Raw genomic sequence first — 13,456 nt, 5'->3', positions numbered from 1 at the left:
GTCAGTCAACCTCCAGCTTGATCAGGTCGTCGTCGATGACCACCGGGAACGTGTCCACCGGGACATAGGCCGGCAGCGTCAGCGGCTTGCCGGATCTCAAGTCGAACAACGACCCGTGGCGCGGGCATTCGATCGTGCACTGCTCGGCGTCGAGGACGCCCTCGACGAGCGGTCCGTCGTCATGGGAGCAGCGGTCCTCGATCGCGTAGATCGTTCCGGCGCAGTTGAAGACGCCGATCTCGAGATCGTCCAGCTCGACGAGCTTCATGCTTCCGGGCGGAAGCTCTTCGAGTGGGCAGACGGTGATCGTTTCCGGCACGGGGGGAGAAGTCCTAGTCAGATGATCGGATTTACATCCGGAATTGTAGCGGGGCATGCCGCATGAGCAGGCGCCCGCGCACACGGGCGCGGCGGCCGTGTCAGGCCGCGGCGTCTTCGGCGTCTGGCCAGGCGGCCGCGGCGCCGAGGGCGGCGCTCTTGATGACCTTCAGCGACAGCATCGCGCACTTCATCCGCGTCGCCGAGATCTCGATCCCGAGCAGGTCGAGCACGAACTCCTTGTCGAGCTCCATCAGCTCGCGCACCGGCATCCCGATCACCTCGTCGGAGGACATCGAGGCGGCTGCCTGCGAGATCGCGCAGCCGTGGCCGGAGAAGCGGATCTCGGCCACCTTCTGCTCGTCGTCGACGGCGATCTGGACGCGCAGCGTGTCGCCGCAGAGCGGGTTCGCGTCCTCGAACTCGAGGTCCGGGCTGGCCAGCCCCTCGCGCGGCGGCGACCAGTTGTGGGGCCGCTTGTAGTGCTCGAGGATGTACTCGCGGTAGAGGTCGTCCATCGCGCTAGAGCCTAGCGAGGAGCAGGTCGAGATCGGGACGGCGCCCGGCGCCGCGATCGGCGCCGGGCGCCTCCGAAGAGGCGACGGGGGGTGTGGTCGCGACACCCCCCGTCGGTTCGCCGCGTGCGAGCCCGCGTCCCCGCGAGCAGGTGGATGGCGGCAGGTCGGGCCGATTTCGGGAACGCTTGCGCGCCCCCTCGGCCAGACGAGCGACATCGTAGTAGTTCATTGCCCCGAAGTAAAGTGCATAGTTTGACCAGGCTTCCGAACCACTACAGCTGGAAGACCCTGCGGACCGTCTCCAGCCCCGCGACGAGCGCGTCGACGTCCGCGGTCGTCGTATGCGCGGCGAAGCTGGCGCGCGTCGTCGCCGGCACGCCGAGCCGCCGCATCAGCGGCTGTGCGCAGTGGTGACCGGCGCGCACGCAGATCTGCTCGCGGCCGAGGATCTCGGCGACGTCGTGCGGGTGGACGCCGTCGAGCGCGAACGAGACGATCGCGCCGCGCTCCTCCGCCGGCGGGCCGTAGATCGTCAGCCCCGGCACCTCAGCGAGCCGCTCGAGCGCATAGCGGGTGATCTCCGCCTCGTGCGCGTGAACCGCCTCGAGCCCGAGCCCGTCGAGCCATTCGACGGCAGCGCCGAGCCCGGTCGCCTCGAGGTACGGCGAGGTGCCGGCCTCGAACTTCCACGGCAGCTCCTTCCACGTCGAGGAGTGGAAGTCGACCTGGCCGATCATGTCGCCGCCGGTCAGGAACGGTTCCATCGCCTCCAGCAGCTCGCGGCGGCCGTGCAGCACGCCGACGCCGGTCGGGCCGTAGACCTTGTGGCCGGTGAAGCCGTAGAAGTCGGCGTCGAGCGCTGCCAGGTCGAGCGGCAGGTGCGGCACCGCCTGCGCCCCGTCGACGAGCACGACCGCGCCGGCGGCGTGCGCGCGGCGGACGATCTCGGCGACCGGGTTGAGCGTGCCGAGCACGTTCGAGACGTGCGCGACGGCGACCAGCTTCGGCTCCAGCGCCAGCAGCGCGTCGAGCGAGTCGAGGTCGAGCCGCCCGTCGTCGCTCATCGTGACGTACTCCAGTCTCGCGCCGACCGCCCGCGCCAGCTGCTGCCACGGGACGATGTTGGCGTGGTGCTCCATCGGCGTCAGCACGATCGTGTCGCCGGCGCCGACGTTGGCGCGGCCCCACGAGTAGGCGACGAGGTTGATCGCCTCCGTCACGTTCTTCGTGAAGATCGTCTGCGCCGGCCCGCCGCCGACGAAGCGCGCGATCCGCTCGCGCGCCCCCTCGAAGCGCTCGGTCGCCTCCTGCGCGAGCGTGTAGACGCCACGATGGATGTTGGCGTTGTGGAGGCGGTAGGAGGCGTCGAGCGCCTCCAGCACCGCGTCCGGCTTCTGCGCCGTCGCCCCGCTGTCGAGGTAGACGATGCGTCTGCCGTCGATCTCGCGCTGCAGGATCGGGAACTGCGCCGCGACCGCGGCCGCGTCGAACTGGATGGAGGCGCCGGCGCTCATGGCGGTCAGGAGGCCGCGGCGGCGGCCGCGACCTCGTCTCTGATCCAGCCGTAGCCCTTCTCCTCGAGCACGGTGACGAGCTCCGGGCCGCCCTCCTTGACGATCCGGCCCTGGTACATGACGTGCACGTGGCTGGGCTGGACGAGGTGGAGGATGCGCTGGTAGTGGGTGATGATGAGGACGCCCATGTGACCGTCGGCGACGGCGTTGACGCCGTTGGAGACGACGCGCAGGGCGTCGATGTCGAGGCCCGAGTCGGTCTCGTCGAGGATCGCCATGTCCGGTCTCTGAAGCGCGAGCTGGAGGATCTCCATGCGCTTCTTCTCGCCGCCCGAGAAGCCCTCGTTGAGGTAGCGGGTCGAGAACTGTCTCGGCACCTCGGTCAGTCTCATCGCCGCCTCGACCGTCTGGCGGAACTCCTTCAGCGAGATCGGCTCCTCGCCGCGCGCCTCGCGGTGGGCGTTGATGACCGTGCGGAGGTACTTGGTGACGGTCACGCCCGGCACGGAGACCGGGTACTGGAAGGCCATGAAGAGGCCGGCGCGGGCGCGCTCGTCGGTCGCGGCCTCGGTGATGTCCTCGCCCTTGAAGATGATCTGGCCGTCGGTCACCTCGTACTTCGGGTGACCCATGATCACGTTCGCCAGCGTCGACTTGCCGGAGCCGTTGGGGCCCATCAGCGCGTGGATCTCGCCCTTGCCGATGGTGAGGTCGAGACCCTTCAGGATCTCCTTCTCGTCGACGCGGACGTGGAGGTTGCGGATTTCGAGCTCGGCCATGGTCTCCGGGGGTTGCTAGAGGGGGGGGTGGGTCGAATCAGGCCGCGGGGGCGGCGGTCGGGAGCGGATCGCTCCCGTGGGCGGTCACCGCGATGCCCGCGGCGGGGGCGTCGGACTTGCGGCCGGCGCCGTCGCGGCGCGAGAAGTCCACCAGGTCTGAGAGCGTGGTGGTCTGCAGCGAGCGGACGACGCCGCTCTGCACGCGCATCCACAGCAGCTTCGTCGCGCACAGGTGGTCGGCGGCCTGGTGCTCGCCGTGCGAGCAGAGCACGCGCTCGGTCTGCTCGTTGACGAAGCACTCCATCGGCGCGATCGCGCCCTCGAGCGCGAGCACGACCTGGTCCATCGTGATCTCCTCCGCCGGCCGCGCCAGCCAGTAGCCGCCGTGCGCGCCGCGGGCGCTTCTCACGAGATCGGCCTTCTTCAAGCGCGCGACGACCTGCTCCAGGTACGCCAGCGGGAGGTTCTCCGCCGCAGCGATCGCCTTCAGGCTGACCGGCGCGTCCTCGGCGCGACGGCCGAGCTCGACCATCAAGCGCACGCCGTACTCGGCCTTGGAGGAGAAGATCATGCGGGAAATCCTACCAGCGGGGTCGGTGTTGATTCGGGCGCCCGAACAGCGCCACCGCGAGACGCCCGACCGGCCGCTCCTTCATAGTGCCCAAGGTGCCACAAGGAACTGTCACAACGCTGGCCGGCAGCGACGAGGTCGTGCGGATCGCCGAGCTCGCCTCCGCCAGCGGGCGACTGGGCATCGACACCGAGTTCATGTCGGAGGGCCGCTACCGCGCGCTGCTCTGCCTCGTGCAGGTCGCCGTCCCCGACGCCGACTCCCCTGACGGCGTGCGGATCGCGCTGTTCGACCCGTTCGAGCAGATCGAGTTCGGGCCGCTGGCGGAGGTGCTCGCCGACCCGGCGGTCGAGATCGTCCTGCACGCCGCCCGCCAGGACGTGGCGATCCTGCGGCGGGCGTGGCAGACCGAGGTCACGAACGTCTTCGACACGCAGGTCGCGGCCGGCTTCGCCGGCTACGGCGCGCAGACCGGCTACGGCAACCTGCTCGGCGCCGCGCTCGGCCAGCGCGTCGGCAAGACCGCCAGCTACACGCGCTGGGACGCCCGCCCGCTGACCGAGGAGCAGGTCCTCTACGCACGCGAGGACGTCGTCTACCTGCTGCAGCTCAGCGACGGGCTGCACGAGCAGCTGAGCGACAGCGGCCGGCTCGAATGGGCGCGCGAGGAGTGCCGGCGGATGGAGGGCGCCAGCGACGAGCGCGACCCCGACACCGCCTTCGAGCGCCTCCCCCGCTCCGGTCAGCTCGACCCCAGATCGCGCGCCGTCGCGAAGGAGGTCGCCGCCTGGCGCGAGCGCACCGCGCAGCAGGAGGACAAGCCGGTCGGCTCGATCCTGCCCGACCCGGCGCTGGTCGAGATCGCCAAGCGCAAGCCGGCGAGCGTGCGCGAGCTGGAGCAGATCCGCGGCCTCCACGGCGGCCACCTGCGCCGCCGCGGCCAGGCGATCGTCGACGCCGTCGACCGCGGCCGCGACGGCGAGCCGATCGCCCGCGAGGCGCGCCGCCCCGGCGGCGAGCAGGGCGACGCGCCGCTGATCGCCGTGGTCGAGGCGGTGATCCGGGCGCGCGCGCTGGAGGCCGGCCTCGCCTACGAGCTGGTCGCCTCGCGCGCCGAGCTGGAGCAGATCGTGATCGCCGCCCGCCGCGGCGACCCGCAGCCCGACGTGCGCGCGCTCAGCGGCTGGCGGCTGGAGCTGGTCGGCGGCGAGCTGGCGGAGCTGCTCGCGGGCCGCCGCGCCGTGACGATCGCCGACGGCAGAATCGCCGTCAGCGAAGCCGCCTGAGCGGGTTGCACGGAAGCTTGCTGAGGTCGCGGGGCAACCTGCCGATGATTAAGGTCGTGCGTCTCATGTCTCGTCGTCCCTACGCCCTCGCCACGCTGACCGCGGTCGTGCTCGTGGCCGCCACGCCCGCCGTCGTCGCCGCTCCCGCCCCCAACGGCGGCGGAGGCGCCGCCCCGGGCGACACGCCGAGCGGGCGCGACAGAGGCGTCGAGACGCCGCCCGACACCGGCACCGCGCTGGCGCCGCTGGGCCTGCAGCTGTCAGAGCTGAGACAGGCCGGCAGCGACCTGCGCTGGAACACGACGACGAACGCGGCCTGGTCGCCGGCGTCGCTGCGCCGCGCCGGGCAGTCGCTCTGCCTGCGGCTCGTCTACGCCGACAAGGGCGTCAACTCGCGCGACGTCTGCGTCCGCCGCAGAGGCGCGAAGGCGACGCTGACGCTGCAGCGGGTGCTGACCTCGGGCGGCCATGGGCCGCTGCACGAGCTGAGAGCGTCGATCGTGCGCCACAGCAAGCGCGAGCTGAGCGCGACCTTCTCACCCGCGACGATCGGCATCCCGTCCGGCGCCGCGGTCCGCTGGCGCACGCTCGCCAGCACCGACGGCTGCGACGTCGGCGGCAGGAGCGACTGCTTCCGCGCGCTGCCGAAGAGCGGCGCCGTGCTGCAGCTGAGAGCGCCGGTGCCGTACGCCTGCACGCCCGCCGGACCGGCCTACGTGACCAACGGCTCGCGCAGCCGGAAGGTCGTCGCGCTGACCTTCGACGACGGCCCCTCGCCGTACACGACCGGCTTCCTCGACGTGCTGAGAGCGAAGGGCGTGAAGGGCACGTTCTTCCAGATCGGCCAGCAGGTGTCGTCGTATCCGACGGTCGAGAAGCGGATCCTCGCCGAGGGCCACGAGCTGGCCAACCACACCTGGAGCCACGCGACCGTCTCCGGCGGCGGCTCGCTCGCGACCAGCCAGATCAGCTCGACGACGAACGCGATCCAGACGGTCAGCGGCTTCAAGCCGTGCGCCTTCCGCGCCCCGGGCGGCGCCATAAGCTCCTCGCTCGTCAGCCTCGCCCGCGGGCTCGGCTACTCGACGATCGAGTGGGACGTCGACCCGCAGGACTGGCGCACGCCGGGGACCGACGCGATCTACTCGCGGATCGTCTCGGCCGCCCGCAGCGGCTCGATCATCCTGATGCACGACGGCGGCGGCAACCGCTCGCAGACGCTCGCCGCGCTGCCGCGCGTGATCGACACGCTCAGAGCGCGCGGCTACGGCTTCGTCACGATCCACGAGATGACGGGCGCGAGACTGCTCTACCGCTGAGCGGGCCGCGCCCGCCGCGCACGCTTGGCGCGACGGCGATCGTTGTAGTCGTACAAGCATCGCTATGTTGGAGCGAGTGACCTCCGCTCCTGCGCTCGATCCCCGCCGCTGGACGATCCTCGCGATCTGCTGCCTCAGCCTCTTCGTCGTCGGCATCGACACGACCGCCGTCAACGTCGCGCTGCCGTCGATCCGCGGCGACCTCGGCGCCTCCGTCGCGCAGCTGCAGTGGGTCGTCGACGCGTACACGCTCGTGCTCGCCAGCCTGCTGCTGCTGGCCGGCTCCAGCGCCGACCGGCTCGGCCGCGCGCGCGTCTTCCGCTGGGGGCTGGCGCTGTTCACGCTCGGCTCGCTGCTGTGCTCGCTGGCGCCGGACGCGCCGACGCTGATAGCGGCCCGCGCGCTGCAGGCGATCGGCGGCTCGATGCTCAACCCGGTCGCGATGTCGATCGTCCGCAACACCTTCACCGACGCGCGCGAGCGAGCGCAGGCGATCGGCATCTGGGGCAGCACGATGGGCGTCAGCATGGCGCTCGGACCGGTGCTCGGCGGCCTGCTCGTCGAGAGCGTCGACTGGCGCGCCATCTTCTGGGTCAACATCCCGGTCGGGATCGCCGCGATCGTGCTGACGGCCCGTTACGTGCCCGAGTCGCGCGCCGCCCGCGCGCGCCGCGTCGACCCGCTCGGCCAGGCGCTCGTGATCGTCTTCCTCGGCTCGCTCACCTACGCGATCATCGAGGCGCCGTCGCACGGCTGGGGCAGCGGCGAGAGCGTCGGCCTGTTCGCCTTCGCGCTCGTCACGCTGGCGCTGCTGATCGGCTGGGAGCTGCGCCGGCGCGACCCGCTGATAGAGGTCCGCTTCTTCCGCAGCGCGCCGTTCGCGGGCGCGACGGCGATCGCGATCGCGGCCTTCTCGGCGCTTGGCGGCTTCCTCTTCCTCAACACGCTCTACCTGCAGGAGACGCGCGGGCTGTCGCCGCTGGAGGCCGGCCTCTGGACGCTGCCGATGGCGGCGCTGACGGTCGTCGCCAGCCCGATCTCGGGACGCCTCGTCGGCCGCCTCGGGACGCGCCCCTCGCTCGTCGTCGGCGGCGCCGCGATGGCGCTCTCCGGCCTGCTGCTGACGAACCTCTCGCCGACGACCTCGCTCGCCCACCTGTTCGCCGCCTACGTCCTGTTCGGGCTCGGCTTCGGCGCGCTCAACCCGCCGATCACCGACACCGCCGTCTCCGGCATGCCGGCCGACCAGGCCGGCGTCGCCGCCGCGGTCGCCTCGACCAGCCGCCAGATCGGCATGTCGCTCGGAGTCGCCGTCGTCGGCGCCGTGGCGGTGCCGGCCGGCGCGCTGGCCGGCGCCGGCGGCGGCCAGATCGGCGCCGTCGGCTGGTGGATCGTCGCCGGCTGCGGGGCAATCGTGCTCGTGCTCGGACTGCTGACGACGACGACCTGGGCGCACGCGACCGCGACGCGCACGGCGCGGGCGCTGAGCCATACCCAGCCGGGCGGGGCGGCGTGAGCGAGCACGACGCCGACGGGCGCGGGGCCGGCGCCGACGGCGATCGCGACGCCGACGCGCTCGCCGCCTGGCGGGCGATGCGGGCGCTCGTGCTCGACAACGACCGCCGCCGCGAGGTGTCGGAGACGCTCGGGCTCAGCTTCACCCGCGTGAAGGCGCTGCGCGCCGTCGCCGAGCTGCCGCAGCCGCTGACGCTGCGGGCGCTCGCCGCCCAGCTCCAGACCGACCCGCCGTACGCGACGCGGATCGTCGACGACCTCGAGCAGCTCGGGCTCGTCGCACGCGCCTCAGACCCGCGCGACCGCCGCTCCAAGACGGTCGCGGCGACCGCCGCGGGCAGCGCGCTGGCAGCGCGCGCCGAAGCGCTGCTGGAGCGTCCGCCGGCCGCGCTCGCGGCGCTCGACGCGGCGCGCGCGGCGCAGCTGGCACGGCTCCTGGAGACGCTCGCGGACTGACACCCGCGCTCTCAGCCTCCTCACCGAGATGTGGGAATTTGGTATGTTTGACCACGCTTGCAACAACGCTGTTCCAGCGCATTTGCAGGTCGTCTCTGGGGTAGTTCGAGTCGTCACACGAGGGGCTGTTCCGGGTGGACCGTCGCGTCGGCGCGGCGGGGTGAGCAGTCGGGGGATGCAGATGTCGGAACGCGACTTCGGTGAGAAGCCACGCCGTCAATGGGCGCCGGACGCACGGGCGCTGAACGTCGTCGGCGACCGCTGGCTGATGGTGATCGTGCGCGACCTCGCGGCCGGGCCGCTGCGGCTCGACGAGCTGCGCCGCTGGCTGCCCGGCGTCTCGGCCGGCGCGCTCGAGTCGCGCCTCGCGAAGCTCGCCGACGAGCGGCTGATCATCCGCCGCCGCTTCCGCTCGCTGCCGCCGCGGGTCGACCTCGAGCTGACCGAGCTGGGCCGCTCGCTGCTGCCGGTGATCGGCACGATCGCGCGCTGGGAGCTGCGCAACCACTGGTCGGCGCCGCGCGCCGGCGAGTGGATCGACGTCGCCGCCTGCTTCCGCCTCGCGCCGCTGCTCGGCGGCCCGCGGGTCGAGGACACGGCGATCTCGCTGACGGTCGAGCCGACCAACGGCGGCGCGCCGCAGCAGTACGTCTTCCACAGCGAGGGCGGCCGCGCCCGCGTCGAGCACCAGCCGGCGCCGGAGGCGACGACGCGGATCGCCGGCAGCGAGCAGCAGTGGGTCGCGGCGCTGACGCCGGGCGAGAGCGCCGCCGCGCTGACGATCGAGGGCGACCGCGCCGCCGCCGACGCCTTCCTGGCGCTGTTCCAGCCGTAGCCGGGCACGGCGGCCCCACCGCGCGCGAGCCGCCGCGCACGCCGAGCAGCCGCCGCCTCCCCACGCGAGCCGCCGCGAACGCCGCGCAGCCGCCGCCTCCCCGCCCGGGCGGCGTCGGCGCATCCCCCAACGCGCCGACGCCGCGGTATGCGGGCGAGGAAGTGTTCGGCGGCCGCTGCGTCCCCCACGCAGCGACCGCCGAAGCCGTTCGGGCCGAGTCGAGGCGGCCCTATCGGCTCACGGCGAGCGCTGGCCGCTCCGGCCTCGGCAAGGTCCCGGGGTAGAAGACGCCGCGCGTGTGCGTGAGCGCGACGGCTCCGGGTCCGTGTGCCGCCGTGAGGCCGGGCGCCGATCGCGCCGCCGTGTGCTGCCGTTCGAGCTTCACCGCGCCGTCGCGTGCCGGCGCGTGGAGACCGTCAGCCGCGTGCGCCCCGTGCAGGAGGGCCGGTGCGGCGGACGCGCCTTCATGTGAAGGCTCGTTCGACAGGTTGTGGACGTTGTCCGTTCTCATAATTGATCTTCGGCGAACCGAAGAACCGTTGCACTGCTTTCACGATGCTTGCGCATGCGTGACCCCCTCAGCGAGAAATCCCCGTGATTGCGGAGTTCTCGGCGTGCACGCTAACGCTCCTGGACACCCGAGTCAACTGATCAATTACGTCCACAGCGACGCATTTTCGCCCTGTATACAGCTCCCCTTCGAGATCGACCGCCGGGACCGTTGTTCGCCTTCCCGACGAACGAATGCGCAGCTTTCTGCTCCACCGGGAGGCGGAGCGTCGGGACCGTCGTCGCGGCTGAACTGGCGCGTCGGCGCACGCCGCTCCCTGCTCGCCGCGCCGCTCTGGTACGGTCGATGATTCCGCATCCCGGAAACGAGGTCAGGCGATACCCAGGCAGGCGAAGAGTCCCGCGATCGTGCAGTCAGTCGCACGCGGCTTCGACCTTCTCGAAGCGGTCGCCCAGGCCGACGAGATCGGCCTGGTGGAACTGGCGCATCGCACCGGCCTGCAGCCGAGCACGACCCACCGGCTGCTGGCGACCCTGATCGCGTGCGGCTACGTGGTCCAGAACCCGCAGACGAGCCGCTACCGGCTCAGCCACAAGGTCGTCGAGCTGGCCGGCGGGCAGGAGCACCGCATGCAGCGGCTGCGCACGGCCGTCCGTCCGCATCTGCTGATGATCCGCGATGCGACCGACGAGACGACCAACCTCTGCGTGCTCGACCGCTTCACGATCGTCTACGTCGACCAGGCCGAGAGCAGCCGCACCGTGCGGATGTTCACCGAGCTGGGCCGTCGCGTCCCCGCGCACGCGTGCGCGGCCGGCAAGGCGATGCTCGCCTTCCAGTCGTCGGACCTGCTCACCGACCTGCGCGAGCGGGCGCCGTTCCCGTCGCTGACGCCGCACACGATCACCTCCGCCGAGGAGCTGACGATGGAGCTGCGGCGCGCGCACGCGCGCGGCTACGCGATCGACCGCGAGGAGTACGAGGACGGCGTCCTCTGCATCGCGGCGCCGATCTTCGGCTCCAACGGCGAGGTGCTGGCGGCGGCGAGCGTCTCCGGCCCGGCCGCCCGGCTGCTGCGCCAGGACCTCTCCGAGCTCGGCGAGCTGGTGCGGGCGCGGATGCTCGAGGTCTCGCGCGAGCTCGGCTACGAGCCGACCGCGGGCACCGGCGCGCCGGCCGGCGGCGCCGGCGCGACGACCGCCGCCTGAACGCCTCCGCTCGCCATCCTGCACAAGCCGGCGAGGTGACGTTGGACCTCCGACGCTGGCGCCGGCCGGCGGCCGTTGCGAGAGTCAGGCCATGACTTCGACAGAGCGTTCAGGTGCAGCGGTCGCGGAGACGCGCCTGTGGCATCCCTTCTCAGACATGTCCGCGGTCCGCGGCAGCGAGTTCGTCCTCACTCGCGGCGACGGCGTCTGGGTCTTCGACGACAGGGACCGTCGCTACCTCGACGGCACCGCGAGCCTCTGGTACGCCAACGTCGGCCACGCGCGGCGCGAGATCGCCGACGCGATCGTCGAGCAGCTCGGCAAGCTGGAGGCCTACTCGGCCTTCGGCGACTTCACGACCGAGCCGGCGCAGCTGCTGGCGGCGCGGATCGCGGAGCTGGCGCCCGTCGAGGACGGCCGCGTCTTCTTCACGACCGGCGGCGGCGAGGCGCTCGACTCGGCGGCGAAGATCGCGCGCCGCTACTGGAACGCGAAGGGCCAGCCGGAGCGCGTCCACCTGATCGGCCGCACCGGCGGCTACCACGGCACCAACGGCTACGGCACGGCGATCGGCGGGATCGAGGCCAACCGCGCCGGCTGGGGCCCGCTGATGAGCCAGACATCGTCGGTCCAGTGGGACTCGCTGGCGGCGCTGGAGCAGGAGATCCTGCAGGTCGGGCCCGAGAAGGTCGCGGCCGTCTTCGCCGAGCCGGTGATCGGCGCCGGCGGCGTGCTGCCGCCCCCGCCCGGCTACCTCGAGGGCGTCCAGGCGATCTGCCAGGAGCACGGCATCCTGTTCGTCGCCGACGAGGTCATCTGCGCCTTCGGCCGCGTCGGCGACTGGTTCGCCTCCTCGCGCTTCGGCCTGCAGCCGGACATGATCACCTTCGCCAAGGGCGTCACCAGCGGCTACCTGCCGCTCGGCGGCGTCGTCGCCTCCGCGCGCGTCGCGGAGCCGTTCTGGGACGAGGCCGGCAACATGCTGCGCCACGGCGCGACCTACTCCGCGCACGCGACCTGCTGCGCCGCCGGCAGCGCCAACCTCGACCTGCTCGAGGCCGGCGGCCTCGTCAGCCGCGCGCACGAGACCGAGGGCCCGCTGCTGGAGACGCTGAGGGCCCACGCCGGTCACCCGCTCGTGAAGGAGGTGCGCGGCGGCATCGGCCTGCTGGCCGCGGTCGAGTTCACGCCCGAGGCGAACGCGGCCGGCGCGCCCGGCAAGGTCTTCGCGCAGGCGCGCGAGCGCGGCGTGCTCGTGCGCGCGCTCGGGCAGGGCGTCGCGGTCTCGCCGCCGCTGACGATCGCGCAGGAGGAGATCGACCTGATCGGCACGGCCGTCGGCGAGGCGCTCGACGCGGTCGCGGCCGCTTCGGTAGCCTGACTGGACGGTAGCGTCAACGTGCCAGCGGCGTCCAGTCGGCTGAACTGAGACGGGCGCCGCGGCTGCGCCATTCCCGAATTGGTGAAGAAGTCTTCACTGTCGGGAATGCGAACGTCCGCGAAAAGCGCGACAATGATCTCCTCACCGTGACAGCATGAGGTCGCAGGTGGGATATTTTCCAAGCGTGACGGCTTCTCCCCCGAGGCCGTCACGGGCCACGCCGCCCCGCGTGGCTCATCGGCCGGTCGCGCTCCCCCTGGCGCGGCCGGCCCCTTTTTTTCCTAGGCGCCGATCCGCTCGCGGCCGTGAGGGCCGTTGAGGTCGATCGACGGCCCCTTCGGCACGATCCGCGTCGGGTTGATCGACGGATGCGTCATGTAGTAGTGGCGCTTGATGTGATCGAAGTCGACCGTCTCGGCGATGCCGGGCTGCTGATAGAGATCGCGCAGGTATCCGTAGAGATTGGGGCGGTCGGCGATGCGATGCAGGTTGCACTTGAAGTGGCCGACGTAGACCGGGTCGAAGCGCACGAGCGTGACGAACAGCCGCCAGTCGGCCTCGGTGATCTGCGCGCCGGTCAGGTAGCGGCGGCCGGCGAGCAGCTGCTCCAGCCAGGCGAGCGAGTCGAACAGCGCGTCGAACGCCTCCTCGTACGCCTCCTGCGTCGTCGCGAAGCCGGCGCGGTAGACGCCGTTGTTGACCGTCTCGTAGACGCGCTCGTTGATCGCGTCGATCTCGGCGCGCAGCGGCTGCGGATAGAGGTCGAGATCGGCCGCGACGCCGGGCAGCGCGTCGAAGGCGCTGTTCAGCATCCGCACGATGTCGGCGCTCTCGTTGTTGACGATGCGGCTCGTGCGCGTGTCCCACAGGACCGGCACCGTGACGCGCCCGTCGAACGCCGGGTTGGTCGCCGCGTAGGCCTCCGCGACGAAGGCGAAGCCGTTGACCGGGTCGGGCTCCTCGGCGCTGAAGCGCCAGCCGCGCTCGTCGCGCAGCGGATCGACGACCGTCAGCCCGATCGCCTCCTCCAGCCGCTTCAGCTTGCGCACGATCAGCGTACGCGACGCCCATGGGCAGGCGAGCGAGACGTACAGGTGATAGCGCCCGGCCTCCGCCGCGAAGCCGCTCGACCCGTCGGCGGTGACCCAGTCGCGGAAGACGCTGTCCTGGCGCACGAAGCGGCCGCGGCCGTCGGCCTCGCGCGGGAACGCGGGAGCGGTGTCAGCCATCGGCGGCGCCTCCAGA

The 13,456-nt window shown here is 72.0% G+C and carries 13 protein-coding genes; 7 read left to right on the top strand and 6 right to left on the bottom strand.

Translation table 11 applies throughout. The features are described from left to right. Position 1: 1 nt before the first annotated feature. From Q7L73_RS03240 to Q7L73_RS03220, 5 genes are all read right to left on the bottom strand, one after another. Positions 2-319 carry a non-heme iron oxygenase ferredoxin subunit gene (locus Q7L73_RS03240; RefSeq protein ID WP_304686201.1) on the bottom strand — a complete coding sequence of 106 codons (318 nt, stop codon included), beginning with the start codon at positions 317-319 and terminating at the stop codon, positions 2-4. 100 nt (positions 320-419) lie between these two features. After that, positions 420-836, bottom strand: a complete 417-nt coding sequence (locus Q7L73_RS03235; protein ID WP_304686193.1) for an iron-sulfur cluster assembly scaffold protein — start codon at positions 834-836, stop codon at positions 420-422. Between the two features lie 272 nt (positions 837-1,108). Beyond that, complete coding sequence (locus Q7L73_RS03230) at positions 1,109-2,350, bottom strand: SufS family cysteine desulfurase (protein ID WP_304686191.1); 1,242 nt, start codon at positions 2,348-2,350, stop codon at positions 1,109-1,111. Between the two features lie 5 nt (positions 2,351-2,355). Continuing rightward, on the bottom strand, positions 2,356-3,129 hold the full coding sequence (gene sufC, locus Q7L73_RS03225) for a Fe-S cluster assembly ATPase SufC (RefSeq protein ID WP_304686189.1): 774 nt from the start codon (positions 3,127-3,129) through the stop codon (positions 2,356-2,358). Positions 3,130-3,166: 37 nt separating this feature from the next. Further along, positions 3,167-3,700 carry an Rrf2 family transcriptional regulator gene (locus tag Q7L73_RS03220; RefSeq protein ID WP_304686183.1) on the bottom strand — a complete coding sequence of 178 codons (534 nt, stop codon included), beginning with the start codon at positions 3,698-3,700 and terminating at the stop codon, positions 3,167-3,169. Between the two features lie 95 nt (positions 3,701-3,795). On the opposite strand from Q7L73_RS03220, the gene Q7L73_RS03215 reads away from it, so the two are divergent. The 7 genes from Q7L73_RS03215 to Q7L73_RS03185 all read left to right on the top strand — a co-directional run bounded on the left by Q7L73_RS03215 (position 3,796) and on the right by Q7L73_RS03185 (position 12,211). Then, positions 3,796-4,986, top strand: a complete 1,191-nt coding sequence (locus tag Q7L73_RS03215; RefSeq protein WP_304686176.1) for an HRDC domain-containing protein — start codon at positions 3,796-3,798, stop codon at positions 4,984-4,986. Positions 4,987-5,051: 65 nt separating this feature from the next. Next, entirely contained in the window at positions 5,052-6,305 is a 1,254-nt protein-coding gene (locus tag Q7L73_RS03210; RefSeq protein WP_304686170.1) for a polysaccharide deacetylase family protein, read from the top strand. Positions 6,306-6,381: 76 nt separating this feature from the next. After that, entirely contained in the window at positions 6,382-7,821 is a 1,440-nt protein-coding gene (locus Q7L73_RS03205; RefSeq protein WP_304686165.1) for a DHA2 family efflux MFS transporter permease subunit, read from the top strand. Then, positions 7,818-8,276, top strand: a complete 459-nt coding sequence (locus tag Q7L73_RS03200; protein WP_304686164.1) for a MarR family transcriptional regulator — start codon at positions 7,818-7,820, stop codon at positions 8,274-8,276. Before Q7L73_RS03205 ends, Q7L73_RS03200 begins: the two co-directional genes overlap by 4 nt. A gap of 175 nt (positions 8,277-8,451) precedes the next feature. Then, on the top strand, positions 8,452-9,111 hold the full coding sequence (locus tag Q7L73_RS03195) for a helix-turn-helix domain-containing protein (RefSeq protein WP_304686162.1): 660 nt from the start codon (positions 8,452-8,454) through the stop codon (positions 9,109-9,111). Between the two features lie 918 nt (positions 9,112-10,029). Further along, on the top strand, positions 10,030-10,830 hold the full coding sequence (locus Q7L73_RS03190) for an IclR family transcriptional regulator (RefSeq protein WP_304686159.1): 801 nt from the start codon (positions 10,030-10,032) through the stop codon (positions 10,828-10,830). Between the two features lie 91 nt (positions 10,831-10,921). Continuing rightward, positions 10,922-12,211 (top strand): aspartate aminotransferase family protein, encoded by a 1,290-nt coding sequence (locus Q7L73_RS03185; protein WP_370552344.1) that lies wholly within the window; start codon positions 10,922-10,924, stop codon positions 12,209-12,211. Between the two features lie 281 nt (positions 12,212-12,492). On the opposite strand, the gene Q7L73_RS03180 is transcribed toward Q7L73_RS03185, so the two are convergent. Next, positions 12,493-13,440 carry a glutathione S-transferase family protein gene (locus Q7L73_RS03180; RefSeq protein WP_304686156.1) on the bottom strand — a complete coding sequence of 316 codons (948 nt, stop codon included), beginning with the start codon at positions 13,438-13,440 and terminating at the stop codon, positions 12,493-12,495. Positions 13,441-13,456: the final 16 nt, after the last annotated feature.

The organism is Conexibacter sp. CPCC 205762, assembly GCF_030646155.1.
GTDB lineage: Bacteria > Actinomycetota > Thermoleophilia > Solirubrobacterales > Solirubrobacteraceae > Conexibacter.
The sequence above is the reverse complement of the archived record's forward strand: the minus strand, read 5'-3'. Positions and strand labels throughout refer to the sequence as shown.

Excerpts from the sequence above, each read along its gene's own strand:
- Q7L73_RS03235 (WP_304686193.1), bottom strand. The coding sequence starts at position 836 with ATGGACGACCTCTACCGCGAGTACATCCTCGAGCACTACAAGCGGCCC.
- Q7L73_RS03230 (WP_304686191.1), bottom strand. The coding sequence starts at position 2,350 with ATGAGCGCCGGCGCCTCCATCCAGTTCGACGCGGCCGCGGTCGCGGCG.
- sufC (WP_304686189.1), bottom strand. The coding sequence starts at position 3,129 with ATGGCCGAGCTCGAAATCCGCAACCTCCACGTCCGCGTCGACGAGAAG.
- Q7L73_RS03220 (WP_304686183.1), bottom strand. The coding sequence starts at position 3,700 with ATGATCTTCTCCTCCAAGGCCGAGTACGGCGTGCGCTTGATGGTCGAG.
- Q7L73_RS03210 (WP_304686170.1), top strand. The coding sequence starts at position 5,052 with ATGTCTCGTCGTCCCTACGCCCTCGCCACGCTGACCGCGGTCGTGCTC.
- Q7L73_RS03195 (WP_304686162.1), top strand. The coding sequence starts at position 8,452 with ATGCAGATGTCGGAACGCGACTTCGGTGAGAAGCCACGCCGTCAATGG.
- Q7L73_RS03185 (WP_370552344.1), top strand. The coding sequence starts at position 10,922 with ATGACTTCGACAGAGCGTTCAGGTGCAGCGGTCGCGGAGACGCGCCTG.
- Q7L73_RS03180 (WP_304686156.1), bottom strand. The coding sequence starts at position 13,440 with ATGGCTGACACCGCTCCCGCGTTCCCGCGCGAGGCCGACGGCCGCGGC.